This is a genomic window from Phyllobacterium sp. YR531 (assembly GCF_000282595.1).
Classification (GTDB): Bacteria; Pseudomonadota; Alphaproteobacteria; order Rhizobiales; family Rhizobiaceae; genus Phyllobacterium.
In genome coordinates this window covers 39557-61671 of sequence record NZ_AKIZ01000015.1, presented here as the reverse complement: position 1 = coordinate 61671, position 22115 = coordinate 39557, and the positions used below count along the sequence as shown (strand labels likewise).

The window sequence follows — 22115 nt, the reverse complement described above, 5'->3', positions numbered from 1 at the left end:
GTCACTGAGCTTTGATACAGTCAGGGAGGGAACGATGAGTGAAGGAACCATTCGGGCGGGTATCGGTGGTTGGATTTTTGAACCCTGGCGCGGAACCTTTTATCCAAAAGGTCTCGCACAGGCTAAAGAGCTCAATTATGCGGGCCAGCACCTCCAGACCATAGAGATCAACAGCACCTATTATGGCACTCAGAAGCCGGAAACCTTTGCCAAATGGGCGGGTCAGGTGCCGGATGGTTTCATTTTCTCCGTCAAAGGCAACCGCTTTGTCACCAATCGCAAAGTGCTGGCGGAGGCTGGAGAATCCATGGAAAGGTTTATCAAATCCGGACTTGCCGAACTTGGTGATCGTTTAGGGCCACTTATCTGGCAGTTTGCACCGACGAAAAAGTTCGATGCTGACGATTTTGGTGCTTTCCTGGATCTTCTGCCCCGAAAAGAAGCGGGCCTGCCGCTTCGTCACGCTGTCGAGGTGCGCAATCCTTCTTTTATCGACCCTGATTTTATTGCCCTGGCCCGAAAGAAGGATGTCGCTGTCGTCTATGCTGAGCATTTCGACTACCCGGAAATTGCCGATGTAACATCTGATTTTGTCTATGCCCGACTGCAAAAAGGCGATGACAACATTGAAACAGCCTATCCTGCCAAAGCCTTGGACAAATGGGCCGAGCGGGCACAGCTTTGGTCTCAAGGCGGCGTTCCCGATGATCTGCCATTGGCAGCCCCCAATCTGAAACCGGAAAAGCGTGCCCGCGATGTTTTTGTTTACTTCATTCATGAAGGCAAAGTGCGCGCTCCGCAGGCAGCCCAAGCACTTGCCAAACGAATTAAATGATGGTCATCGCGCAATCTGCCTAAATATACGGCAGAATGCATAATTTTTAGCCATTGCAATTCTTCTCCGCCCGCTCCTGCTGGCAGCTTGGGGCATTCTAGAATAATATTCTCTGCGCCAATGCAGGCTTAAACTGCTGTTTCAAAAATATTCTTCAAGAGCGATGGAATTGGCACGCTTCCTGCTTTTATCATGGGCAAGCGGGCATAGGCCCGCCGGTTATATAGGGAGATCGATCTCTGATGAAGAAAATCGAAGCCATCATCAAGCCGTTCAAGCTGGACGAGGTGAAAGAAGCGCTGCAGGAAGTGGGGCTTCAGGGCATCACGGTCACGGAAGCCAAGGGCTTTGGCCGTCAAAAGGGTCACACGGAATTGTATCGTGGCGCAGAATATGTTGTCGACTTTTTGCCGAAGGTTAAAGTGGAAATCGTACTCGGGGACGAATCCGTTGAGGCCGCAATAGAGGCAATTCGCAAGGCCGCACAGACCGGCCGTATCGGCGACGGCAAAATCTTCGTTTCAAATATCGAAGAAGTCGTTCGCATCCGAACCGGTGAATCCGGCATCGACGCCATCTAATCCGACCCGTCGCCGGCCCTGAACCCGGCACCCAATCATCGTGCTTAATAAGGAAAATTAGTATGACGACTGCAAATGATATTCTCAAGCAGATCAAGGACAATGACGTAAAGTTCCTCGACCTGCGCTTTACAGATCCCAAGGGCAAATTGCAGCACGTGACGATGGATGTCGCTGAAGTCGACGAAGATATGTTCGCTGATGGCGTCATGTTCGACGGTTCATCTATTGCCGGCTGGAAGGCAATCAATGAATCCGACATGGTTCTGATGCCAGATACAGATACGGTTCATATGGACCCGTTTTTTGCGCAGTCGACCATGGTTATCCTGTGCGACATTCTCGATCCGGTCTCCGGCGAATCCTATAATCGCGATCCGCGCGGCACAGCCAAGAAAGCCGAAGCCTATATGAAGGCTGAAGGCGTTGGCGACACGATTTTCGTTGGTCCGGAAGCTGAGTTCTTCGTGTTCGACGATGTGAAGTACAAGGCTGACCCGTACAATACGGGCTTCAAACTCGACTCCACCGAACTGCCATCAAACGATGACACCGATTATGAGACAGGCAATCTTGGTCACCGTCCACGCGTAAAGGGCGGGTACTTCCCTGTTCCTCCAATCGATAGCGCGCAGGACATGCGTTCTGAAATGCTGACTGTTCTAACCGAAATGGGCGTGCGCGTTGAAAAGCACCACCACGAAGTGGCTGCTGCTCAGCACGAACTCGGCATCAAGTTCGATCATTTGACACGTAACGCCGACAAGATGCTCATTTACAAGTACGTTGTGCATCAGGTTGCCAATGCCTATGGCAAGACAGCTACATTCATGCCGAAGCCGATTTTTGGCGACAACGGCTCGGGCATGCACGTTCACATGTCAATCTGGAAAGATGGCAAGCCAACGTTCGCAGGCAATGAATATGCCGGTCTGTCGGAAAGCTGCCTGTTCTTCATTGGCGGTATCATCAAACATGCCAAGGCAATCAACGCCTTCACCAATCCCTCGACCAACTCGTACAAGCGTCTGGTCCCGGGCTATGAAGCTCCTGTTTTGCTGGCTTACTCTGCCCGCAACCGCTCAGCTTCGTGCCGTATTCCATTCGGCTCGTCGCCTAAGTCCAAGCGCGTTGAAATCCGCTTCCCCGATCCAACAGCAAATCCATATCTCGGCTTTGCCGCCATGCTGATGGCCGGTCTTGATGGTATCAAGAACAAGATTCACCCTGGTCAGCCAATGGATAAGGATCTTTATGATCTGCCTGCAAAGGAACTCAAGAAGATCCCGACCGTTTGCGCTTCGCTGCGTGAAGCTCTCCAGAGCCTCGACAAGGATCGTGCGTTCCTCAAGGCTGGTGGTGTGTTTGACGATGACCAGATCGATTCATTCATCGAATTGAAGATGGCTGAAGTGATGCGCTTCGAAATGACCCCGCATCCAGTCGAATACGACATGTATTACTCAGTCTGATTTGATCTGAACTGGAATGCAAAACCCCGGCTCGAGCCGGGGTTTTTGTTTGTGTATTATATAGATATGGGAAATATTGGGCTTCTAAGCTGAAACAGCTTCCAGTATTTTCACTGCAGCCGCCATTTCACGCTCGCGAACTGCACGACGTGCCGCGGCCTCTGCGTCTACGCCCCATTGTTCTGCCGTCCAATCCTCTTCCAGATGGGCAAGTTGCCAAGCTTCATCGCCAGTAACTTCGCCTTTCGCAACCGCAAGTGCGAGAATGGCCGAACCCGTCAAAGTGGTGATTGTGTGCAGCGCTGCAATTGCAAAAGGGTCAGTGAAAGCGCCAAGGTGGACACCAAATGCGCCGAGTGCTTCGCGCGGTTGCTCCACATGCATCACACCTTCTGCAAGAACAAAGCGTGCATTAAGCGCCGTGGCTGCCCAGTCGATAATCGGGTCCCACGCATCGGTCTGCCGCTGTACCAGACGTTCCGGTGAGCCAGCGCGATAGCAGAGCATATCCGACGAAGCAAACCGCAACACATCTTCAAGCACCGCCTGCGGATCGTTGACGATGCCGTCAATTGCCGTATTGGCAAGACGGGTCGCAGGCATGCTCGATGGATCGATTTCCTTTTCCTGCGCAGTAAACTCATCTGCAATGATCTGCGCCGCCGCATGGGTTGGAAGCAGCAGGTTTTGACGCGCAGGCGTCTTTACACCGCGCCCATCCAGTTCCACGGCAAACTGTCCTTCACGCTCCGCAACCGCCGCTATCTTGTAAAAGCGCTTTGGCAGCGGGAGCTTCGAGGTGATTTGCGCACGGCGAACAGGGTCCGGATCGGTAAGCTCCTGTTTTGTGTCCATGCTGAAAAGTTCGTCGCGCATATCAAAGCCCATACTTAGTTGTCTTCGTTTCCGTCATTCTCGTCCAGACCCAACAGGTTCCATGTCTGCACCATATGTGGTGGCAGTGGAGCTGTAACATCAATAATGCCGCCGGATGGGTTTGGTATGCGGATGCGTCTTGCATGAAGATGCAAACGATTCTGGATACCGCCGGGGAAAGACCAGTTGGTATCGGCTTCGAAATATTTGGGATCGCCGATAATCGGGCACCCGATATGCGCGGCATGAACACGCAACTGGTGCGTACGCCCTGTATAGGGCTCCATTTCCAGCCAGGTCAGCACCTGCCCGGCGGATTCTATAACGCGGTAATAGGAGATTGCGTGGTCCGAATCCGGCTCTCCGTGAGGCACCACCCGCATACGATCGCCATCTTCGGTTGCTTCCTTGGCAAGCCAGGTCGCGATCTTGTCTTCGCGCTTGCGCGGTATGCCCTTGACCAGAGCCCAATAGGTTTTCTTGGTTTCGCGTTCACGGAAGGCAGCCGTCAGTGCCTGCGCCGCACCACGAGTACGCGCAACCACCAGAACACCGGAAGTATCGCGGTCCAGTCTGTGCACAAGCCGGGGCTTTTCACCCTTTTTGTTACGCCATGCTTCCAGCATGTCATCAACGTGTCTGTTGACACCCGAACCACCCTGCACTGCCAATCCGGCAGGCTTATTGAAGACATAAACTTTCGGATCTTCATAAAGCAGCATCTGCTTGAGAACATCGCCATCGTCACGGCCACGTATGCTTTTGCCCGTCAAATGCCCTTCAGCTTTGGAGTCCACCGGCAATGGCGGGATACGAACGGTCTGTCCGGCCTGAAGCCGCGTATCGGATTTCGCACGCGATCCGTCGATACGGATCTGGCCGGAACGCAGCAATTTTTGCAAATGTCCGAATCCGAGACCCGGATAATGCACTTTGAACCACCGGTCGAGACGCATTTCAGCCTCACCCGTATCAACTGTTTTTTGTTCTACCGCTGCCATCAGCTCAAGCCTTTTAATCTTAGACCTTCAGATTCGGCGTGTCCTCAAGCGTTTGAAACGCGGAAATCGCATCGAATGATTATTTATGGTGTTATAAAGGTCTTGTCGGCAGCGCTTAGCATTAAGCGACCGTTCTTGCGAGCCATAATCCTAAAAACAGTGCAGCAATGCTCAATACGACGCTCAACAGCACGTAAAATGCTGCACTTGCCGCCTCGCCTCGCTGCCAAAGCAGCACAACATCCAGCGAGAAAGAAGAGAAAGTCGTGAAACCGCCCAGAATACCGATTGCCACGAACAAGCGCAGTTCCTCCGAACCCTCGAAGCGGCGCGTCAGCAGTTCAATAAACAACCCCATCAGCAATCCGCCGATCACATTAACCGCAAGGGTACCATAGGGAAAGGCTGCACCAAAGAAACGTGTCATGAGGATACCGGTCAGGTATCTCAAGACTGAACCGATGGCACCTCCGGAAGCGACGAGTAATATTGCGTTCATGTTACATTCAGTTCGGCTGGTTTAATTTGCAATCTCAGTAAGTTGACTCATCACGGGACGTTACGAGCCGTAGAAAAATGTTCCCAACTGTGATAGGGAACAATCAAGACTTTAGAGCATTGAATATTGCGGTGCACAAGAGTCTGATGCAGTGTCATTTCTACGTGTGAGTAGCGGACCAAGCAATCGGAGTGGCAAAGTGTCATTGTTAAACATCTATTGGAGATCACTCCAATATCTCGGCGCTGAAAAGCGTGCGACCTTGTTTATATGCATCGCCAATATTGCGCTCGCTGCAAGCATGATCATTGAGCCATGGCTTGCCGGCCGGGTGATTCAGGCCATCGCAACAAAAACAGCTATCATTCCTCCGCTCAGCCAGCTGGCTGCTGTCGGCCTTTTCCATATCGGCGCGAATGTGCTTGTTTCCCGCGAAGCAGACCGCCTCGCCCATCGCCGCAAGCTGGCTGTCCTTACGGAATCCTACAACCGTGTTATCAGTATGCCCCTTGCTTGGCATCATCAGCGCGGCACATCAAATGCTTTGCACACGTTGCTGCGCGCCGTCGAAACGCTGTTCGGCCTGTGGCTGGAATTCATGCGCACCCATCTGGCAACTGCCGTTGGCCTCGTGCTGCTGTTCCCGCTTGCACTCAGCCAGGACTGGCGTTTGACATCAGTGCTCGTCGTGCTTGGCGTAGTCTATATGATGGTTGTGCGTGTTGTTACCAGCAAGACAAAGGATGGTCAGGCCCAGGTAGAACGTCACCACATTACAGCTTTCACACACGTAAGTGACTCAATGAGCAATATCTCGGTATTGCAGAGCTACAACCGTGTTGAAGAAGAAACTCGCGCATTGCAGACCTATGCGAAAAACCTGCTCGACTCCCAGTATCCGGTTCTCAACTGGTGGGCGTTGGCCAGCGGTATCAATCGCATGGCTTCCACCATTTCCATGATCGTTGTTCTGCTGCTTGGTTCTTACTTTGTTATGCGTGACGAGATGAACGTTGGTCAGGTTGTTGCCTTCACAGGCTTTGCTGGCTTGCTAATTGGTCGTCTTGATCAGCTCAGCGCCTTCGTGAATCAGATTTTCGCGGCCCGCGCCAAGCTTGAAGATTTCTATGCCATGGAAGAATCTGCAGCTTATGCTGTTGAGCCGAAGTCCGCGCATGACATCGATAATGTCACTGGCGACGTGGAATTCCAGAATGTTTCGTTCGAGTTCCCGAACTCTACGCAGGGCCTAAAGAACGTTACCTTCAAGGCAAAGGCCGGTGAAACTGTCGCCATTGTCGGACCTACCGGTGCCGGTAAGACGACGCTGATCAATCTGTTGCAGCGCGTTTATGACCCGAAGGAAGGCCGCATTCTTGTTGATGACATCGACACGAAGACAATCAGCCGCCGTTCACTGCGCAATGCCATTGCGACCGTGTTTCAGGATGCGGGTATGTTCAACCGCACGATTGAAGACAATATTCGCGTTGGCCGTCCGAAGGCTACAGATGAGGATGTGTTTGCTGCGGCTGAAGCTGCCGATGCAAGCGACTTCATCCTGTCAAAGTCTGCTGGTTACGACACTGTTGTCGGTGAGCGCGGTTCGCAGCTGTCCGGTGGTGAGCGTCAGCGCGTCGCTATTGCCCGCGCCATCCTCAAGGATGCCCCTATCCTTGTTCTGGATGAGGCTACAAGCGCCTTGGACGTTGAAACTGAAGCCCGCGTGAAAGTAGCGGTTGATAAGCTTTGCCAGAACCGTACGACGTTCATCATTGCTCACCGTTTGTCGACCGTACGTGACGCCGATCTAGTATTGTTCATGGATCAGGGTGAAGTTGTTGAATCAGGTAGCTTTGATGATCTGGCGCGCCAGAACGGCCGCTTCACTTCGCTGCTTAAAGCCGGTGGCCTGAAGCTTGATGACGATACAGCGAATGTAACGCCATTCCCACGCAAGCCGGCAGCGGCTTGAAAGGTTAGCGATTAAACAAAAGGCCGCTCATGAGCGGCCTTTTTCTTTTGACGCTATGCTCCAGTAGCGCCAAGGCAAATACCAGACAAAACGCCCTGAAAGTGTGACGGGCACCGGGTCCAACCCACTGGTGCCACCCGGACCACACCGGGCAAAGCGAAATAACCCCATCCAGCCACCAGCCCATAAGCCATGGCGCGCAATCGCTTCATAGGTGTATTCCGAGCATGTCGGCAGATGCCTGCACGAGTTCCCGATAAATCCCGATAGTGTCAATTGATAGAGGCGGACCAGCCCTGTCCCAAGCACGCGCCCCGGAGTCTTGCGCCATGGGCCACCCCAATTACGGGAATATTTTACCTTATGCTTATGCGCTGGGTCATTACACATAAAATCAGGCTGCGGCTTCTGCGTTTTTCCTGTCGATCTGATCAAGGCAATCAACCACGGCATCGAAGGTGAGCATGGTAGAATTGTGCCGCGCCTTATAATCCCGCACAGGTTCGAGAAATTTCAATTCCTCGAAGCGCCCTTCAGGCGGCGCGCCATTTTCTTTCAGCATACGCAACATGGTCAGCTGCAGTGCTCGAAGTTCTTCAGGCGTTGCACCAACAACATGGCGCGCCATGATTGAAGACGAGGCCTGCCCCAGGGCACATGCTTTAACATCGTGAGCAAAATCGGAAACGACGCCATTTTCCACCTTGAGATCAACGATGACAGTCGAACCACATAGTTTTGAATGAGCTTTCGCAGACGCATCGGGCGCTTCAAGACGCCCTAGACGCTGAATATTGCCGGCAAATTCCAGAATTCGCGTATTGTAAACATCATTGATCATGATTTGCCAGTCTTCATCTTAAACGCGTCACAACTCGCCGTTTGATGCTCTATGAATTCCCTATAGACTACCTATATAGTATCTGAGCAGGCACACATAAAGTCGCATAGATTAATTTCGCGATGGGATGTATGTCTACCGGGCGGATGATTAGTCTGCTTATGCTTCAATACACCGTCTGTTCCGGCACTGGAACGATTATCGTGTATTGCCGTTTAACTCGTCGCTCCTTTGAGGGCGACTACGGGAGATCGCGATGGATGCGGTAGTGAAGAACTTGCAGTCAGCAACTGCAAAGCAAAATAATGTTCGCCGTCCAACTCAGGAAGAAGCAGAAGCAGCGGTACGCACGCTGTTGCTTTGGGCGGGAGATAATCCCGACCGCGAGGGCCTGCTCGATACGCCTGAGCGTGTGGTAAAATCCTACAAGGAATTGTTTTCCGGCTATGCTCTCGATCCCGCCGACGTTCTTGGCCGGACATTCGAGGAAGTTGCTGGCTATGAGGATATGGTTCTCATTCAGGACATTCCATTCTTTTCCCATTGCGAACATCACATGGTTCCAATCATTGGAAAGGCACATGTTGCCTATCTTCCGGATGGTGAAAAGGTTGTCGGCCTTTCCAAGATCGCCCGTGTTGTTGATATTTTTGCGCACCGCCTGCAAACGCAGGAAAGCATGACGGCCCAGATCGCCAGTTCGATACAGGATTCACTTCGCCCACGTGGTGTCGCCGTCATGATCGAAGCCGAGCACATGTGCATGGCGATGCGCGGTATCCGCAAGTCGGGTTCCTTGACAACCACCACGACATTTACCGGCTCGTTTAGGAATGAAGTGAATGATCAGGTTCGCTTTATGACCATGGTGCGAGGCCGCTGATAGAAAATGACGGATACGTCCCTTTCTGCTGCCTCAAATCATGATCATGATATCGAAGAAGGCACGGTTTTCAGCCCGCGGTTTGACGCTGCCGGACTGATAACGGCTGTCGTGACCGATGCGCGGGATGGTGAACTGCTTATGGTTGCGCATATGAACGCTCAGGCTTTGCAGTTGACCATTGAAACCGGGATTGCACATTACTGGTCGCGATCCCGCAAGTCGCTGTGGAAGAAGGGCGAAACCTCCGGAAATCTGCAGACCGTTGTCGAGTTGGGTACGGATTGTGATCAGGATGCACTGTGGCTCAAGGTTAGAGTTGCCGGTGATGGACCGACTTGTCATACCGGACGCAGGTCGTGTTTTTATCGCAACGTCGTTGCAAAAGATGGAAAGCCATCACTGGTAATGAAGTTTTAGGTGAAGCGATGCCTCGCATCCGCCGTTTTCGACGTTTGTAGTCGCGTTTCATTGGTCAGCTAAGAACTGTTATTCACGCAATATTCAGCTTTTGGTTACCACAATCGGAATTGAGTGAAAGTCCACGACTCTAGGAGTTTATGCCATGCTCGAATGGGCATCGCGCCGGACACGTGCGGCGGAATCGATAGGTATCAGCAATGGTTCCGATGAGAAAATCGCAGCAACTGAACGGCCCGTTCAAAGCAAGACACCGATAGCGCTCGCTCTTGGTGGCGGTGCCGCGCGCGGTTGGGCTCATATTGGCGTGCTGCGCGCACTCGACGAAGCAGGTATCGAAATTTCGATGATTGCCGGAACGTCAATTGGCGCGCTTGTCGGCGGCTGTTACCTTGGCGGAAAACTCGATCAGCTTGAAGAGTTTGCGCGCAGTCTCACCAAGCGCGGTATTTTCAGCCTGCTTGATCTGCGTTTTGGTGGCAACGGACTGTTTGGCGGTATGAAGCTGGATCGCCGGCTTCGCGAACATCTCGAAGAGCTATCAATCGAAGATCTACCAAAGCGCTTCATTGCTGTTTGCACTGAAATCAATACTGGCCACGAAATCTGGTTGACCCGTGGCAGCCTTATCACCTCCATGCGGGCATCCTATGCCCTACCCGGTGTGTTCGAACCAGTTGAATGCAATGGCCGCATCCTTGTCGATGGTGCATTGGTGAACCCGGTTCCGGTCGCCGTTTGCCGGTCATATGAGCAGCCATTGGTCGTTGCCGTGAACCTGCATTATGACCAGTTTGGCCGCGCCGCAGTCATCAAACATGCGGCAGAAGCCCCGCATCCACAGGCAGGTGACGTTGAGGGCTCCGGTTCGCGCCGCGCGGCCTATTCGAAGCGCCTCGGCATCACCGGAGTGATGATGGAATCGTTCAATATTATTCAGGACCGTATTTCACGCGCACGCATGGCGGGCGATCCGCCGGATATCGCATTGCTGCCAAAGGTTGGCACCATCGGACTTGCCGAGTTTCATCGCGCCGATGAAGCGATCCGAAGCGGGTATGAAGAGACGATGGCCCGCCTCGGCGAGCTTGAGCGCATGCAAAAGCTGGTGTTTTAGCTCAAGCCGTAGCGATGTAGCTGCGGATTTCCTGTGACTCGCGCTCTACCTCTTCGATACGCAACTTCACAACGTCACCAATTGATACAATACCGTGCAGGCGTCCGTCTTTTTCAACCGGGAGATGGCGGAAGCGGCCCTGGGTCATCGTTTCCATGACTTGGTTGATTGTGTGGTTTTCGGTGCAGACCTTGACCTTGATTGTCATGATCTCCGAAATCGGCTTCCACAAAGCATCAGCGCCGTCAGCAGCAATGGCTCGAACGACATCGCGTTCCGACAAGATTCCCTTGATGGCTTTGTTATCATCGCAAACAACAATCGCACCGATTTTATACTTTGCCAAAACCGTGATCGCATCAGCCAGCGTCATATCAGGATTTGTGCTGAAAACGTCATAGCCCTTGCGTTCAAGAATCAATCTGACTGTCATGTGCATCCTCCTTGCATGTTCGACCGCTGCATCTCCCCCGATGCCTAAGCAGTCTAACTCATCGTGCTTATGTTGCACCTATTGCACCTGCATTGCAATTACATGCTGGCCTTGAATAATGACCGTTGCGAAGGAGATTTTCGCTGAATGTGATTTCAACAACTCGTCCCACCTGATTGATTTTCTGCATATTTTTCCAGGTTGGCAATGCCTGTCAAATGTCAGGCACTGCGCCGGTCGAACAGCGATATCCCAAAGAAACCTATCACAAAGCCGCCTATGTGCGCTTCCCACGCAATGGAAGCCGAACTTTCTGCTCCAAGCGATAAAAGCCCTGTGACGATATTGGTAACAAACCAGACACCGAGGAAGGTCAATACCGTACGCATGCGCAGCGCAACGCCGATAGGAAGTATGTCTCCCATAAAGGCCGCCGAATTGCGTGATGTCGAGCGGCGAAATCCGAATCGGGCTGCCGCACCCATCATGCCGGAAACGGCACCAGATGCACCGACCAATGGCGACATACTGTCAGGATAGATTGCGTAATGGGTCAGAGCGGCGGCTATGGACGTAACAAACCAGAACAATGTCGTGCGCAACGGTCCAATGCGGGCAGCCAGTGGTGAACCGAATGCTGCGAGCCAAATCATGTTCAGCGCAATATGGGCCACGCTTCCGTGCATGAATGAGTAGGAAATGCTGGTAAACCAAGCCAGCGCTGGCATTTCAGCTCCGGATTGGGAAAAGCGCGCGGGAATAAACGCATAATTCCAAAGAAACTCTACCGCCTGCACACCAGTCAGAACATAGGTTTCGTACACGAAAACGGCGATGCATATGCCGATAGCTACAAGAATAATGCCTGGAATGTTGAATATGGGTTCACCGCCCGACGATCTGCTCCGGGTATATTCTGGTTCGGTCATTGCTGTATCGGCCTCAATTGCATTTGGGCAAGCTAGCGACTTACGCTTCTCGCGCCAAGGCCGGAACTGAACTGGGTAGTTAAAAAGAAAGAAGGCCGCCCGGTGACGGACGGCCCCAAATTTAAGGTCAGGTATGAAATCTCGTAGATTGTTGTCTCACATTCCTTGCAGCACCACAACGTAAACCACTTGTTAACCCTAACAGCCCGCCGCGGTGGACACGAGCACATCAAACATGGCGTTGATATCCGGTCGGTGACACAGTCCGCCCACATCCTGATCGGACAAACGGATATATGCAGCCTGGAAAATCGCACGAGCTTATTGCCTATTGGGAGCAGCTGCGTGGAACGCGCGCTGCGCCTGAGCGCGCCGAGATTGCGCCAGCTGCCATTTCTCGCCAATTGGCTGATATATTCATCCTTCAAGCCAGCGCTGGCGGTGAAGCCAAGTTCCGACTTGCAGGAACCCGCATTTGCTCGATTCACGGCCGCGAACTGAAGGACTCGCCTTTCGGTACGCTTTGGCAAACAGAAGACCGCCGCCATATCTCCGGGCTTATTGCAAATTCCCTGGCTGGGAAAAAACCCGTCAGCATAAATGCCGAGGGCATGAGTGTGCGCGAACGCCTGTCGTTGTTTGAGTTCACATTGTTGCCCTTGGCCAGCGAAGCATCTGAGCAATTCATGTTGGGTATGATTGTTTCACTTGGCCAGCCATTTTGGTTGGAATCGGATTCCATTATCGAAAACAGCATACGCTCAATCGCAACATTGGATTCCCGCCGGATCAGCCGTGACCAAGTCGTATCGCGAACGTTACAAAGCCCGAAAAGCGCCATTCATACCATTATAGGTAAAAAGGCGGATCATCTTCGATTGCTCGAAGGCGGAAAATCATCAAAGCAGGCCAAAACAGACGTGAAACCATTATCGTGACGCTGAGAATTGTGGCATAGTTTGCTAACAAGCTTATTAAACACTGCTATTGGACAAAACGATGCAACTCACCCGCGATGGCTCAAGTCCAAGTCCGGTCGCCACGGCAAAGTTTTACAGTGTCAAGGTCCAGCTTTATGGACGCTTCATGCTCGAAGACCGTACCGAGCATGTCTGTCAGATAAACGAAATGTCCCCCGGTGATGTCATCATCGGCACGGATGTGATGGCCAATAATGGCGAACGCGTTATTGCTTATATTGATCACATTGGCCGGGTTGAAGGCACTGTCGAAAGACTGGTAAGCGGCGGTTTTCTTCTGTCGCTTATCGCTTCTGATCGCAAGAAAAACAAAATTGCTGCGCAGCTGACATGGCTTGCAAACAAGCATGAGCTGGATATGCCGGAAGATCGCCGACATCAGCGTATTGCGCCGCGCAACCCAATCACGACGCTTTCCATGGCTGATGGCAGGCAATATCCTTGCCGTATTGTCGATTTATCCATCTCTGGCGCAGCTGTAGAGCTTCGTATGCGCCCTGCCCTGAATAGCCAGGTTATCCTCGGGACCATGCGAGGACGTGTCGTGCGGCATTTCGAAGAAGGTGTCGCTATTGAATTTGCCACGGTACAGAGCCGCGAGGCAATTGACTCTGCCTTTGAAGGTTAGAAGCTTCCTCTCGCCTCTCGCCCGCATTTACAGTTTTTTCTTCATGTCCGTGAAATATTTTTGTTCCGATTGCCGCCAGAAGACGGCGATCATCTGGCATTGACTGGCTGCGCGTTAAGCCAATAGAAATAATGACATATTAATTTAAACCATTACTTAATTCTAATATTCTCAGTTTTATTCAATATATTACTTATTTAAACTAAATAATAACACTTATTAATACATAGTAATTGCCTAATTCCTTTATTTTTTACTACTTTATTCATTCATATTTACTCATCAAGATTTCCGCTCAATCAAACTCTCTCTGCCATTGTCGCCTCAACCGGGGAGACGACGGTAATGATAAAAAAGACAATCCTGCTTGGCACTGCATTTCTTTTCATGTGTATTGCCGCCTATGCTGAAGCTGGTGTTTCAGCGACAATCATGAAAACTGGTGGCCGCACCTCGCAGCCGATAGGTCATTATGAGTTTTGCCAGACCTATAGAAGCGAATGCAGTGTAAAGAGCAGCAACGATACGCCGTTGAGCCTTACATCAAAGACATGGAATCTGCTTGTTCAGGTCAATAGTCAGGTGAATGCACAGGTCCGGCCTGAGACTGATATGGATATTTGGGGCAAAGCCGAAGTCTGGTCCTACCCGACAACTGTTGGCGACTGCGAAGATTACGTCCTGCTAAAGCGTAAACTGCTCAATGAAAACGGTATTCCCTTGAGCAATCTTCTTATCACCGTCGTACGCCAGATGAATGGCGAAGGTCACGCTGTATTGACTGTTCGCACCGGCCAAGGCGACTATATTCTCGACAATCTCGAAGCACGTATCAAGCCGTGGAATGAAACCAACTATGATTACCTCAAGCGCCAGTCAACAAAGAACAGTGGCGCATGGGTTTCGATCAACGATGATCGCCAGGTACTGGTCGGCAGCATCGAACAGTAGGGTTTAATCGGGGCAAGCCGGTGCATCTGCACCGGCGATAGTCAGGCTATCTCAAGACCGCTCATGAAACGTTTGCCGTTCTCCACATAGTGCGCGGCAGAAAGCTTCAACTGTTCTATTGCAGCAGTATCAAGGGTTCGCACTACCTTGGCGGGTGAACCGACGATCAGCGAATTATCCGGAAATTCCTTGCGCTCAGTGACCAATGACCCAGCCCCCACAAGCGAATTCCTGCCGATCTTTGCACCATTCAGGATGATTGCTCCTATTCCTATGAGTGTGTTTTCTCCGATAGTGCAGCCATGGAGCATTGCACGGTGCCCAATCGTGCAACCATCACCAATCGTCAGCGGATATCCCATATCCGTGTGCATGATTGTATGTTCCTGCACATTGGTATTGCGACCGACATGAATGAGTTCGTTATCGCCGCGCAGCACTGATCCGAACCAGATACCGGCATGCTCGCCCAGAAACACTTTACCGACAATTGTTGCATCAGGCGCTATCCAGTTTGACTGGAAATGCTCAAATTGCGGTGCATGTCCATTAAGCGAAAATATCGGCATTAGCTTCCTCCAGAATCAAACTGAATGGCCTGTTGATACTCAATTAACCATAAATCAGCACATAGGCGATTAAACTGTCTGCGGAATAACTTCTACAGGCAAGCTCATGCAAGCGACCGCGCAGAACATAAAGGCAATTTCGGCAAGCCTGATATTGCGCAAGATATTTTATTGCGTGATCGCGCTTTGCGCCTTGTCGCTAAGTCTGGCGATGGCTGGCTATTTTCTGGGACACACAATCTCGCTCGGCGGACACACGGAAGATATTTCGGTTCAGGAAATTGTCATTGGCAATGACGTTCTGCAAATCCCGGCAAACATGATCCGCTTTGACAGGCAACGCCGCGATGGAATCGCAGACCGCGTTGACCTGTATCTGCATTGGCCTGATATGCAGGGCTATACGCCTGAACTTAAAGATGATTTCAATGGCGCGGGATCTGGAAAGAGACTGTTGTTCCTGACCTTCGAAGAGCGGCAGGGAAGTCAGGATATGTCCGGCCGTTATGGCCCTGTCTATCTTCCCCTGACCGAGGGGCCCGGCATTGCGGGGCCGGCTGATTTGACGATCCAGCGCTTCAGAAGCGATAGCGGTTTTGTAAATGAGGAACTGCTCGTTGCGCCGGATCACGGCGCGAAACGTCCCTTTGTCGCGCGCTGCCTTGATGAACAATCATCAAGAGACAATCTGGCCTCCTGTCAGAGCGATATTTTCATCGGCAGTAATTTACAGCTGACCTATCGGTTTCCCAGAGAAATGCTTGGGGATTGGCGGCTTCTGGATAAGCAAATCAAAGAGTTTGCGCGTGGACACATTAAAAGTGCCGAGTGAAGTCCAGATAAAGTTGCGAAGAGATTCCCGATATGCCGGGCTGAAAATGGTTATTTTTGAGAACCGGCACAGAGCGTACATTTGGTACGTGTGCACCGGATCGGAGAGAAGCTCCATTTGCAGGCCGGCATAGCGCGAATATCAAGTAACCTCTCAGAGGTCCATTTCCAGAATAGCCATCGAGAAATTATAGGACAGTTCGCCCTCATCCTCGTCTTTGTAGATGAGACCGAGGAACTCGTCGCCCAGATAAAGTTCTGCGGAATCATCCTTCCGCGGGCGAGCTTTCACTACCAACTCCGTATTGCGGAATGTCCGCTTGAAGTAGCTGTCGAGTTTTTTCAATTCTTCGGGCTTCACCTAAAATCTCCTGTCATATTCATCGAGTCAGAGCGGTTTGCCATGCGGCACTGCGCCCTGTAAAGGGCTGACTGCAATCGTTAGTGGTAAAGAAACAAGCTTTATTCGAAGTTCGTAACAAGCTGATCCATAGCGCGCGATGGCTCCGAGCAGCCTGCCTCGCCGACTATACGGGCAGGAACGCCTGCTACGGTCACGTTATGCGGGACAGGTTTCAGGACCACGGAACCGGACGCCACTTTCGAGCAATGGCCGATTTCGATATTGCCCAGAATGTTTGCGCCAGCACCAATCAGAACACCGTTGCGGATTTTTGGATGGCGGTCACCAGTCTCTTTGCCGGTGCCGCCAAGGGTTACGCCTTGAAGAATTGAAACATTGTCTTCGATAACAGCTGTCATGCCGACAACGATGCCCGTTGCATGGTCGAAGAACACACCCTGCCCCATGGGAACGGCCGGGTGGATGTCAGTCTGGAACACTGATGAAGAACGGCTCTGCAGATAAAGCGCGAAGTCATTACGCCCTTCATTCCACAGCCAATGCGCAAGACGATGGGTTTGGATGGCCTGAAATCCCTTGAAATAAAGGATTGGCTCCAGAAAACGCGTGCAAGCAGGATCGCGGTCGTAGACTGCCTGAATATCGACGCGCAGAATCTGCGACCAGGAGGGATTAGCCTCCAGCATGGCCGTAAAAGTTTGCCGAAGCAGCTCAGATTCAACATCCGGATGGTCAAGACGTTGCGAGATGCGATGAATGACCGCCTGTTCTAACGACTGATGGTTCAAAACAGTGGTGTAAAGAAACGTCGCAAGCAGAGGCTCGTTGCGCACCACCTCTTCCGCCTCAGCCCGGATCGCATGCCAGATCGGGTCGATCTGCTTGATCGATCCAGTCATCTTTATCGGTACGCTTGCTGACATGTTTTAGCTCCAGGCATTCAGCCGAATTTTATACTCTAGCTCGGATTATACGGCAAAAGTCGTTTCATGACACCTCATATTCCTGCACACAAACCGCAAGAAATTTTGAAGATGGCATTCATATACTTGATCATTGCCATATTGGCCGCCCGCCTTGACTAGGCGAAATCGTGCTTGCGTGCAAGAAACGGCGTTCTCGGAATTTAAGCGGTGATTGGGTTACGCTTCAAAAACTCCAGAACGGCTTCCTTGAAGACCTTATCACCAACCGCCAGCATGTGATCACGATTGGGAATATCGATAGCTTCACCGTGAGGCATCAGCGCCGCAAGTCTTTGTGCACTACCGCCAATATCGTCTTTTGTACCAACAGCAACGAGAGTTGGCTGCTTGATGCGCGCCATGTTCTCCGCGCTGATTTCTTCTTTCGAAGTGATAACGCAAGCCGCCAATGCGATCTTGTCGCTTTTGGTCTTGTCCGCGAACATTCTGAACATTTTGCCGCGAGGGTGTGTAATCGCATCAGGATCATCCGCCATGAGCGCTTCTGCAATGGGCGACCAATCGCCGGCACCTTCCACCATGCCGATGCCAAGACCGCCAAACACCAGATCATGCACGCGCTGCGGGTGTTCCAATGCGAGGAAGGCGCTGATGCGTGCGCCCATGGAATAACCCATTACGTGAGCTGATTTTATTCCAAGATGATCCAGAAGTACGGCAGCATCTCCCGCCATGCGGGTGGGAGTATAAACCGCCTTATCATGCGGCTTGTCAGAAGCGCCGTGGCCACGATTATCTATCGCGATTGTGCGATATCCTGCCGACTTCAATACAGGAATCCACCCGGGCTGTATCCAATTGTACAATGACGATGAAGCAAAGCCATGAATGAGAAGCACCGGTTCGCCCTCGCCCTCATCAACATAGGCAAGCTTTAACCCGTCATTTTCAAAGAATTGCATTTTGCTGTCCGTTATTTGGCTTCAATTGCGGGATGCCGCACCTTGTCGCCAACTCTTAAACCGAGACGTTGCGCCGTTCCAGCCTTTACTTCGACAACAAATTTCACCGGCCCACCCGACGATATGGTGTCTCGCGAAAATGGCACGGCATTTTGGCGTATTGCAGCGATGCGTCCGCTCTCATTGAGAAACAGCATATCCAAAGCAGACGGGGTATTCTCCATCCACATCGTAACCAGTCTGGTCTGGTCAAAGACGAACAGCATCGCGCTGTTATCTTTCAAATCGGTACGGAACATCAAACCGCGCTGACGCTCTTCCTCCTCGTCAGCGATTTCAACGCTGAAAGGTACGTCACCCTTGGCTGTATTGATTGTCAGCGCTACGGCATCAATCGGCAGATGCATAGGCGCATTTTGCTGCGCCAGTGCTGTGAAAGCAGGGATCAGCGCAAAAGCCATAACGGCCAGCAATAATTTCAGGCGATTCATCAACAGGTCTTCAGTGGGAAACCGGCAGCTGCGTGCCGATATCAGGATGAACTTCCGAAGCCATCAAACCTTTTTCGCCATTGCCGAAACGGATCAACACGACTTGACCGGGCCGTAACTCGGTAAGGCCGAAGTGGCGCAATGTTTCCATATGAATGAAAATGTCTTCCGTGCCTTCGCCGCGCGTCAGGAAGCCGAAGCCCTTGGTGCGGTTGAACCACTTGACCAGAACCCGCTCCAGCCCGCTGGAGGGTGTCACAGTGACGTGGGTGCGTACAGGCGGCATTTCTGTCGGGTGCACTGCCGTCGAATTATCCATGGACTTTACATGGAAGCACTGCATGCCGCGCTCACCCTGCTTCACTTCGCAGACAACACGTGCGCCCTCGAGTGCAGTCTGGAAACCATCACGGCGCAGGCAGGTCACATGCAGAAGAATGTCGGGAAGCTCTGAATTGTCCGGGACAATAAAACCGTAGCCCTTGGCAACATCGAACCATTTGATCGCCCCTGAAACCTCGATGAGGTCGAGACTGTCGCTTGTGCCTTCATCATTATGGGAGATCTGGGTCGATACTGTTCTGTCTGACATGAAGCGAGCCCTCCTCTCCCGAAAACGAAACACTGATTCTCTTATTGAAGAATAACACCGGTCCGATAGCGGAGAGCAAGTATCATCTTGTTGTTTTCTTGCAAACTATAACCAAAACCATCGTTTATCCTCAATCAGTCTCTTGAAATTAGCTCGCTGGTTTGTTCGCGTAAGCAATTAGTGTTATCGATATTGGTAGTCACTCGCCCTTTCCGGCGGGAAGGCACTACTATTCCAATCCCGTGAAAAGAACCCAAAGGCAAAAGATGCGCTATCTTCATACAATGGTTCGCGTCCGCGATATCGATGAATCGCTGGATTTTTACTGCAACAAGTTCGGCCTGAAAGAAGTTCGCCGTACGGAAAATGAAAAAGGCCGGTTCACGCTTATCTTTCTCGCTGCCTCTGAAGATGAAGGCCGCTCTGCTGCCGAACGCGCGCCCGAACTCGAACTGACCTTTAACTGGGACCCGGAAGAATATACTGGCGGGCGCAATTTCGGCCACCTCGCCTATGTCGTGGATGATATCTACAAGACCTGTCAGGATTTGTCGGACAAGGGTGTCGTGATCAACCGTCCTCCCCGGGATGGCAACATGGCTTTCATTCGCTCGCCTGATGGTATTTCGATCGAGCTGATCCAGAAAGGCCCGGCCCTTGCACCGCAGGAGCCATGGCTATCCATGCCAAACACCGGCACTTGGTAAATCATTTTCTGGATTGCAGTTCCTGCATGTATTCCTGCACACTTTTCAAACGATCGGGCGTGCCCGGATGAGTGGAAAGCATGCTTGTATTACTGGTGTCGTGCAGTTTCTCTTGAATAAGCTTAAAGAACCGGCCAATCGCTTCCGGATTGTAACCGGCCTTGAGCATCATCTCGACGCTACGGCGATCTGCTTCCGCTTCCTGGGCTCGCGAATGCGAAAGGGCCAAAAGGCCCGCGCCCTGAGTTAGAATATCCTCCGTTCCGCTGCCAATGTCGCCGCCAATCAACATGATCAACGCGACAGCCCCGGCGGAACGGTAGACCTGCTTCAGACTGTGCTCTAATTCCACATGCCCGATTTCGTGGGCCAGAACGCCGAGCAGCATTTCACTGTCGCCATCGGCCATCTCCACCAGTTCATCAGTGATAATGATGGTTCCATCCGGCAAAGCGAAGGCATTGGGTCCGATCAAACCACCCTGCCTGAACTGCAGTTTCAATTGTTCCGGGCGGTATTCGGACTCGACCGCCAAACGCTCAAACCCTTCAAGCAGCTCAGTTTGATCTTCTTCAGTCAGCTCGGTGGGATTGAAGGTGGTGGCATCCAGCGTTTGCATTGTGCCCTTCGCCATAAGCTCAGGGACAATTGGCGGCGTGACAGCAACAGCAACGTTCACAAGCACGGGAAGTCCATAGCGGTAAATGCCAAATGTAAAGGCAATCGCCAGGACGGCAACCACCAGCAACCTCGGATGGAAGCGCTCAAGGCTGTGTATCCAGCCGGAGCGCCTGCCCCTATGGGCAAATACCAGCCGGTCGATTGCATCATTATCCGGCGTCTCGAACACTGTGCCATCGCTGAACGTCAGCCGTCTTGGTATATTGCCGACCCGTCCGGTGATGGTCACAGCCGATATATCGTCCGAGACAAGCAGGGTTTCCTCAGTTGAAACGACCGAGAGACTACCCGCCTCTGCCGTCAAGAACGCCTGATTTTGGCGGCTCGACAGATAGGGATACCAGACTCCCGCGATCTGCGACTGATCAGAAGCCAACTGTTATCCCTTCCATGGAGATGAATTCGGCACCAACAGCTGAGCCGGTATCCTTGATTGTGGACAGGATTTCACCGATCTCGCCGTCAAAATGCATCGCAGTGTGGTCCGCCTGAAATTTTGCCAGGCGGATTGTTGCCCAAGGGCGCATAAGGCCCAATGACAAAATCGTCACAACCAGATTCGAGAAAATGACCCACACGAACTGCCAACGCGGCATGTCTGACGCCAAAGCGTGCCGCTCGTCAAACGTTGTCGCGCTATAGCCCACATTGCGGACTCCCGCAGAATACAAGCCTTGTACAACACTGCCCAAAGCGAAAAACAAAACGTATAGCGGCAGGATTATCATTAAAGTGCTGACTGAATCAGGAGGAGTACCCCCCTCTGCCGCAGCTTTGATAGAAGCGATGACGGGTATAAAGGCAGCGGTAAACAGCACGAGGCCTGCGAGCGAAATGAGTGCTGGCAACCACCAGACACCATAAAGAGGGCGAAGTCCAACCTGCGTTTTGAATTCGCGACCGCCATAAAGAGTGTTACCCAAGGTGTAGCGCAGCATCCACCGGCTTGCGATCGGTGCGCAAATCCCGGCTGTAATCATCGCCACCAAGGGGCCAAGATAGAAGGCCTTTGCCGCTCCCCAATATCCGCCCGTAAAGTCAAACCGTACGTTCCGATAGCTCGTGACGCGCGCGCTGAACCGCAGTCCGCGGGCAATAAGCCATGGAATGGCAACGACGAATACAATCGCCAATGCAATACCAACCAGCGGAAGAAACGCCAGAAACACGTTGTATGTAATCAGAAAGCCAATAACGATTATTTGGCCGATAAGAATTTGGATTGGCCGCGCGTGATAGTCAAAACGACCATCTGCCAAAGCAGTATTGCCGTAGAGATATCTGTTGCGCCGAACTTTTGCCCAGGCAGAATAGATACCCAAAGTTATGATCGTCAGAATTACATTGACGATCCATATGCCGAAATATTCTTTTGCTGTCCCGGAAAATATAAAGCGGTGCGTGCTGGTATAGTCGGAACGGCCAAACTGGGCCGGTATTGAGTCAGTCATGTTTCCCCCGAAACAAAAGTAAAATCTAAATAATTGTATCTATTGCGGAATGCACGCAACTTGCAATCCCACATCTTGCAGAGCGTGCATCTGAGCGGAAATAAAGTCTCTTCCAAGCCT

General features: G+C 51.8%; 27 protein-coding genes. 12 read left to right on the top strand and 15 right to left on the bottom strand.

Annotation, left to right across the window (positions count from 1 at the left end; translation table 11 throughout):
- Nucleotides 1-34: 34 nt before the first annotated feature.
- The 3 genes from PMI41_RS06450 to glnA all read left to right on the top strand — a co-directional run bounded on the left by PMI41_RS06450 (nt 35) and on the right by glnA (nt 2888).
- A complete protein-coding gene (locus PMI41_RS06450) occupies nt 35-835 on the top strand; it encodes a DUF72 domain-containing protein (RefSeq protein ID WP_008123001.1) in 801 nt (266 codons plus the stop codon).
- A gap of 242 nt (nt 836-1077) precedes the next feature.
- Nucleotides 1078-1416: a P-II family nitrogen regulator gene (locus PMI41_RS06445; RefSeq protein WP_008123000.1), complete on the top strand. Its 339-nt coding sequence runs from the start codon at nt 1078-1080 to the stop codon at nt 1414-1416.
- Between the two features lie 62 nt (nt 1417-1478).
- Nucleotides 1479-2888: a type I glutamate--ammonia ligase gene (gene glnA, locus PMI41_RS06440; RefSeq protein ID WP_008122999.1), complete on the top strand. Its 1410-nt coding sequence runs from the start codon at nt 1479-1481 to the stop codon at nt 2886-2888.
- An 84-nt stretch (nt 2889-2972) separates the two neighbouring features.
- Here glnA and PMI41_RS06435 read toward each other — a convergent pair whose 3' ends face one another.
- The 3 genes from PMI41_RS06435 to crcB all read right to left on the bottom strand — a co-directional run bounded on the left by PMI41_RS06435 (nt 2973) and on the right by crcB (nt 5264).
- Nucleotides 2973-3764, bottom strand: coding sequence for an ATP12 family protein (locus tag PMI41_RS06435; protein WP_040854010.1), 792 nt, complete (start codon nt 3762-3764; stop codon nt 2973-2975).
- Nucleotides 3765-3778: 14 nt separating this feature from the next.
- Nucleotides 3779-4765, bottom strand: a complete 987-nt coding sequence (locus PMI41_RS06430) for an RluA family pseudouridine synthase (protein ID WP_008122997.1) — start codon at nt 4763-4765, stop codon at nt 3779-3781.
- Between the two features lie 121 nt (nt 4766-4886).
- The gene (gene crcB / locus PMI41_RS06425) at nt 4887-5264 is read right to left on the bottom strand and encodes a fluoride efflux transporter CrcB (protein ID WP_008122996.1); all 378 of its coding nucleotides are present in this window, start codon (nt 5262-5264) and stop codon (nt 4887-4889) included.
- 199 nt (nt 5265-5463) lie between these two features.
- Here crcB and PMI41_RS06420 point away from each other — a divergent pair, with 199 nt between their 5' ends.
- Complete coding sequence (locus PMI41_RS06420; RefSeq protein ID WP_008122995.1) at nt 5464-7239, top strand: glucan ABC transporter ATP-binding protein/ permease; 1776 nt, start codon at nt 5464-5466, stop codon at nt 7237-7239.
- Nucleotides 7240-7266: 27 nt separating this feature from the next.
- Here the strand turns inward: PMI41_RS06420 and yidD are convergent, their stop codons facing one another.
- Together yidD and PMI41_RS06415 are read right to left on the bottom strand one after the other, a co-directional pair.
- Nucleotides 7267-7629, bottom strand: a complete 363-nt coding sequence (gene yidD / locus PMI41_RS24590) for a membrane protein insertion efficiency factor YidD (protein WP_081497109.1) — start codon at nt 7627-7629, stop codon at nt 7267-7269.
- A 4-nt stretch (nt 7630-7633) separates the two neighbouring features.
- Complete coding sequence (locus tag PMI41_RS06415) at nt 7634-8080, bottom strand: iron-sulfur cluster assembly scaffold protein (protein ID WP_008122994.1); 447 nt, start codon at nt 8078-8080, stop codon at nt 7634-7636.
- Nucleotides 8081-8336: 256 nt separating this feature from the next.
- Here PMI41_RS06415 and folE point away from each other — a divergent pair, with 256 nt between their 5' ends.
- The 3 genes from folE (at nt 8337) to PMI41_RS06400 (ending at nt 10500) form a co-directional block, all read left to right on the top strand.
- A complete protein-coding gene (folE, locus tag PMI41_RS06410; RefSeq protein WP_008122992.1) occupies nt 8337-8963 on the top strand; it encodes a GTP cyclohydrolase I FolE in 627 nt (208 codons plus the stop codon).
- A gap of 6 nt (nt 8964-8969) precedes the next feature.
- Complete coding sequence (gene hisI, locus PMI41_RS06405; protein WP_008122990.1) at nt 8970-9383, top strand: phosphoribosyl-AMP cyclohydrolase; 414 nt, start codon at nt 8970-8972, stop codon at nt 9381-9383.
- 145 nt (nt 9384-9528) lie between these two features.
- Nucleotides 9529-10500, top strand: a complete 972-nt coding sequence (locus PMI41_RS06400; RefSeq protein WP_008122989.1) for a patatin family protein — start codon at nt 9529-9531, stop codon at nt 10498-10500.
- A gap of 1 nt (nt 10501) precedes the next feature.
- On the opposite strand, the gene PMI41_RS06395 is transcribed toward PMI41_RS06400, so the two are convergent.
- Nucleotides 10502-10933: a CBS domain-containing protein gene (locus PMI41_RS06395; RefSeq protein ID WP_008122986.1), complete on the bottom strand. Its 432-nt coding sequence runs from the start codon at nt 10931-10933 to the stop codon at nt 10502-10504.
- A gap of 221 nt (nt 10934-11154) precedes the next feature.
- Entirely contained in the window at nt 11155-11862 is a 708-nt protein-coding gene (locus PMI41_RS06390) for a rhomboid family intramembrane serine protease (RefSeq protein ID WP_008122984.1), read from the bottom strand.
- A gap of 296 nt (nt 11863-12158) precedes the next feature.
- On the opposite strand from PMI41_RS06390, the gene PMI41_RS06385 reads away from it, so the two are divergent.
- The 3 genes from PMI41_RS06385 (at nt 12159) to PMI41_RS06375 (ending at nt 14421) form a co-directional block, all read left to right on the top strand.
- Nucleotides 12159-12800 (top strand): PAS domain-containing protein, encoded by a 642-nt coding sequence (locus PMI41_RS06385; RefSeq protein ID WP_008122982.1) that lies wholly within the window; start codon nt 12159-12161, stop codon nt 12798-12800.
- Nucleotides 12801-12861: 61 nt separating this feature from the next.
- Nucleotides 12862-13470 carry a PilZ domain-containing protein gene (locus PMI41_RS06380; protein ID WP_008122980.1) on the top strand — a complete coding sequence of 203 codons (609 nt, stop codon included), beginning with the start codon at nt 12862-12864 and terminating at the stop codon, nt 13468-13470.
- 387 nt (nt 13471-13857) lie between these two features.
- Nucleotides 13858-14421, top strand: a complete 564-nt coding sequence (locus PMI41_RS06375; RefSeq protein WP_348225795.1) for a transglutaminase-like cysteine peptidase — start codon at nt 13858-13860, stop codon at nt 14419-14421.
- Nucleotides 14422-14462: 41 nt separating this feature from the next.
- Here PMI41_RS06375 and PMI41_RS06370 read toward each other — a convergent pair whose 3' ends face one another.
- Nucleotides 14463-14990 carry a gamma carbonic anhydrase family protein gene (locus PMI41_RS06370; RefSeq protein WP_008122976.1) on the bottom strand — a complete coding sequence of 176 codons (528 nt, stop codon included), beginning with the start codon at nt 14988-14990 and terminating at the stop codon, nt 14463-14465.
- Between the two features lie 106 nt (nt 14991-15096).
- On the opposite strand from PMI41_RS06370, the gene PMI41_RS06365 reads away from it, so the two are divergent.
- Nucleotides 15097-15822 carry a hypothetical protein gene (locus tag PMI41_RS06365; protein ID WP_008122974.1) on the top strand — a complete coding sequence of 242 codons (726 nt, stop codon included), beginning with the start codon at nt 15097-15099 and terminating at the stop codon, nt 15820-15822.
- A 153-nt stretch (nt 15823-15975) separates the two neighbouring features.
- On the opposite strand, the gene PMI41_RS06360 is transcribed toward PMI41_RS06365, so the two are convergent.
- The 5 genes from PMI41_RS06360 to PMI41_RS06340 all read right to left on the bottom strand — a co-directional run bounded on the left by PMI41_RS06360 (nt 15976) and on the right by PMI41_RS06340 (nt 19156).
- Nucleotides 15976-16182 (bottom strand): DUF3126 family protein, encoded by a 207-nt coding sequence (locus PMI41_RS06360; RefSeq protein ID WP_008122972.1) that lies wholly within the window; start codon nt 16180-16182, stop codon nt 15976-15978.
- A 101-nt stretch (nt 16183-16283) separates the two neighbouring features.
- Nucleotides 16284-17108: a serine O-acetyltransferase gene (cysE, locus tag PMI41_RS06355; protein ID WP_008122971.1), complete on the bottom strand. Its 825-nt coding sequence runs from the start codon at nt 17106-17108 to the stop codon at nt 16284-16286.
- A 203-nt stretch (nt 17109-17311) separates the two neighbouring features.
- On the bottom strand, nt 17312-18088 hold the full coding sequence (locus tag PMI41_RS06350) for an alpha/beta hydrolase (protein ID WP_040853966.1): 777 nt from the start codon (nt 18086-18088) through the stop codon (nt 17312-17314).
- Complete coding sequence (locus tag PMI41_RS06345) at nt 18085-18564, bottom strand: DUF192 domain-containing protein (RefSeq protein WP_008122967.1); 480 nt, start codon at nt 18562-18564, stop codon at nt 18085-18087. Before PMI41_RS06345 ends, PMI41_RS06350 begins: the two co-directional genes overlap by 4 nt.
- Before the next feature lie 10 nt (nt 18565-18574).
- Nucleotides 18575-19156: a cold-shock protein gene (locus tag PMI41_RS06340; RefSeq protein WP_008122965.1), complete on the bottom strand. Its 582-nt coding sequence runs from the start codon at nt 19154-19156 to the stop codon at nt 18575-18577.
- 266 nt (nt 19157-19422) lie between these two features.
- On the opposite strand from PMI41_RS06340, the gene gloA reads away from it, so the two are divergent.
- Complete coding sequence (gloA, locus tag PMI41_RS06335; protein ID WP_008122963.1) at nt 19423-19863, top strand: lactoylglutathione lyase; 441 nt, start codon at nt 19423-19425, stop codon at nt 19861-19863.
- 1 nt (nt 19864) lies between these two features.
- Here gloA and PMI41_RS06330 read toward each other — a convergent pair whose 3' ends face one another.
- A complete protein-coding gene (locus PMI41_RS06330; protein WP_008122961.1) occupies nt 19865-20920 on the bottom strand; it encodes a M48 family metallopeptidase in 1056 nt (351 codons plus the stop codon).
- Nucleotides 20910-21995, bottom strand: a complete 1086-nt coding sequence (locus PMI41_RS06325) for a DUF898 family protein (protein WP_008122958.1) — start codon at nt 21993-21995, stop codon at nt 20910-20912. The genes PMI41_RS06330 and PMI41_RS06325 overlap by 11 nt, the downstream gene beginning before the upstream one ends.
- Nucleotides 21996-22115 lie beyond the last annotated feature (120 nt).

Coding starts and splice junctions, on each gene's coding strand:
- PMI41_RS06390 (WP_008122984.1), bottom strand. CDS start 11,862: ATGACCGAACCAGAATATACCCGGAGCAGATCGTCGGGCGGTGAACCC.
- PMI41_RS06385 (WP_008122982.1), top strand. CDS start 12,159: ATGCAGCCTGGAAAATCGCACGAGCTTATTGCCTATTGGGAGCAGCTG.
- PMI41_RS06445 (WP_008123000.1), top strand. CDS start 1,078: ATGAAGAAAATCGAAGCCATCATCAAGCCGTTCAAGCTGGACGAGGTG.
- yidD (WP_081497109.1), bottom strand. CDS start 7,629: ATGTGTAATGACCCAGCGCATAAGCATAAGGTAAAATATTCCCGTAAT.
- PMI41_RS06430 (WP_008122997.1), bottom strand. CDS start 4,765: ATGGCAGCGGTAGAACAAAAAACAGTTGATACGGGTGAGGCTGAAATG.
- PMI41_RS06370 (WP_008122976.1), bottom strand. CDS start 14,990: ATGCCGATATTTTCGCTTAATGGACATGCACCGCAATTTGAGCATTTC.
- folE (WP_008122992.1), top strand. CDS start 8,337: ATGGATGCGGTAGTGAAGAACTTGCAGTCAGCAACTGCAAAGCAAAAT.
- PMI41_RS06365 (WP_008122974.1), top strand. CDS start 15,097: ATGCAAGCGACCGCGCAGAACATAAAGGCAATTTCGGCAAGCCTGATA.
- cysE (WP_008122971.1), bottom strand. CDS start 17,108: ATGTCAGCAAGCGTACCGATAAAGATGACTGGATCGATCAAGCAGATC.
- PMI41_RS06345 (WP_008122967.1), bottom strand. CDS start 18,564: ATGAATCGCCTGAAATTATTGCTGGCCGTTATGGCTTTTGCGCTGATC.
- PMI41_RS06375 (WP_348225795.1), top strand. CDS start 13,858: ATGTGTATTGCCGCCTATGCTGAAGCTGGTGTTTCAGCGACAATCATG.
- PMI41_RS06435 (WP_040854010.1), bottom strand. CDS start 3,764: ATGCGCGACGAACTTTTCAGCATGGACACAAAACAGGAGCTTACCGAT.
- PMI41_RS06340 (WP_008122965.1), bottom strand. CDS start 19,156: ATGTCAGACAGAACAGTATCGACCCAGATCTCCCATAATGATGAAGGC.
- hisI (WP_008122990.1), top strand. CDS start 8,970: ATGACGGATACGTCCCTTTCTGCTGCCTCAAATCATGATCATGATATC.
- gloA (WP_008122963.1), top strand. CDS start 19,423: ATGCGCTATCTTCATACAATGGTTCGCGTCCGCGATATCGATGAATCG.
- crcB (WP_008122996.1), bottom strand. CDS start 5,264: ATGAACGCAATATTACTCGTCGCTTCCGGAGGTGCCATCGGTTCAGTC.
- glnA (WP_008122999.1), top strand. CDS start 1,479: ATGACGACTGCAAATGATATTCTCAAGCAGATCAAGGACAATGACGTA.
- PMI41_RS06325 (WP_008122958.1), bottom strand. CDS start 21,995: ATGACTGACTCAATACCGGCCCAGTTTGGCCGTTCCGACTATACCAGC.
- PMI41_RS06395 (WP_008122986.1), bottom strand. CDS start 10,933: ATGACAGTCAGATTGATTCTTGAACGCAAGGGCTATGACGTTTTCAGC.
- PMI41_RS06450 (WP_008123001.1), top strand. CDS start 35: ATGAGTGAAGGAACCATTCGGGCGGGTATCGGTGGTTGGATTTTTGAA.
- PMI41_RS06380 (WP_008122980.1), top strand. CDS start 12,862: ATGCAACTCACCCGCGATGGCTCAAGTCCAAGTCCGGTCGCCACGGCA.
- PMI41_RS06400 (WP_008122989.1), top strand. CDS start 9,529: ATGCTCGAATGGGCATCGCGCCGGACACGTGCGGCGGAATCGATAGGT.
- PMI41_RS06415 (WP_008122994.1), bottom strand. CDS start 8,080: ATGATCAATGATGTTTACAATACGCGAATTCTGGAATTTGCCGGCAAT.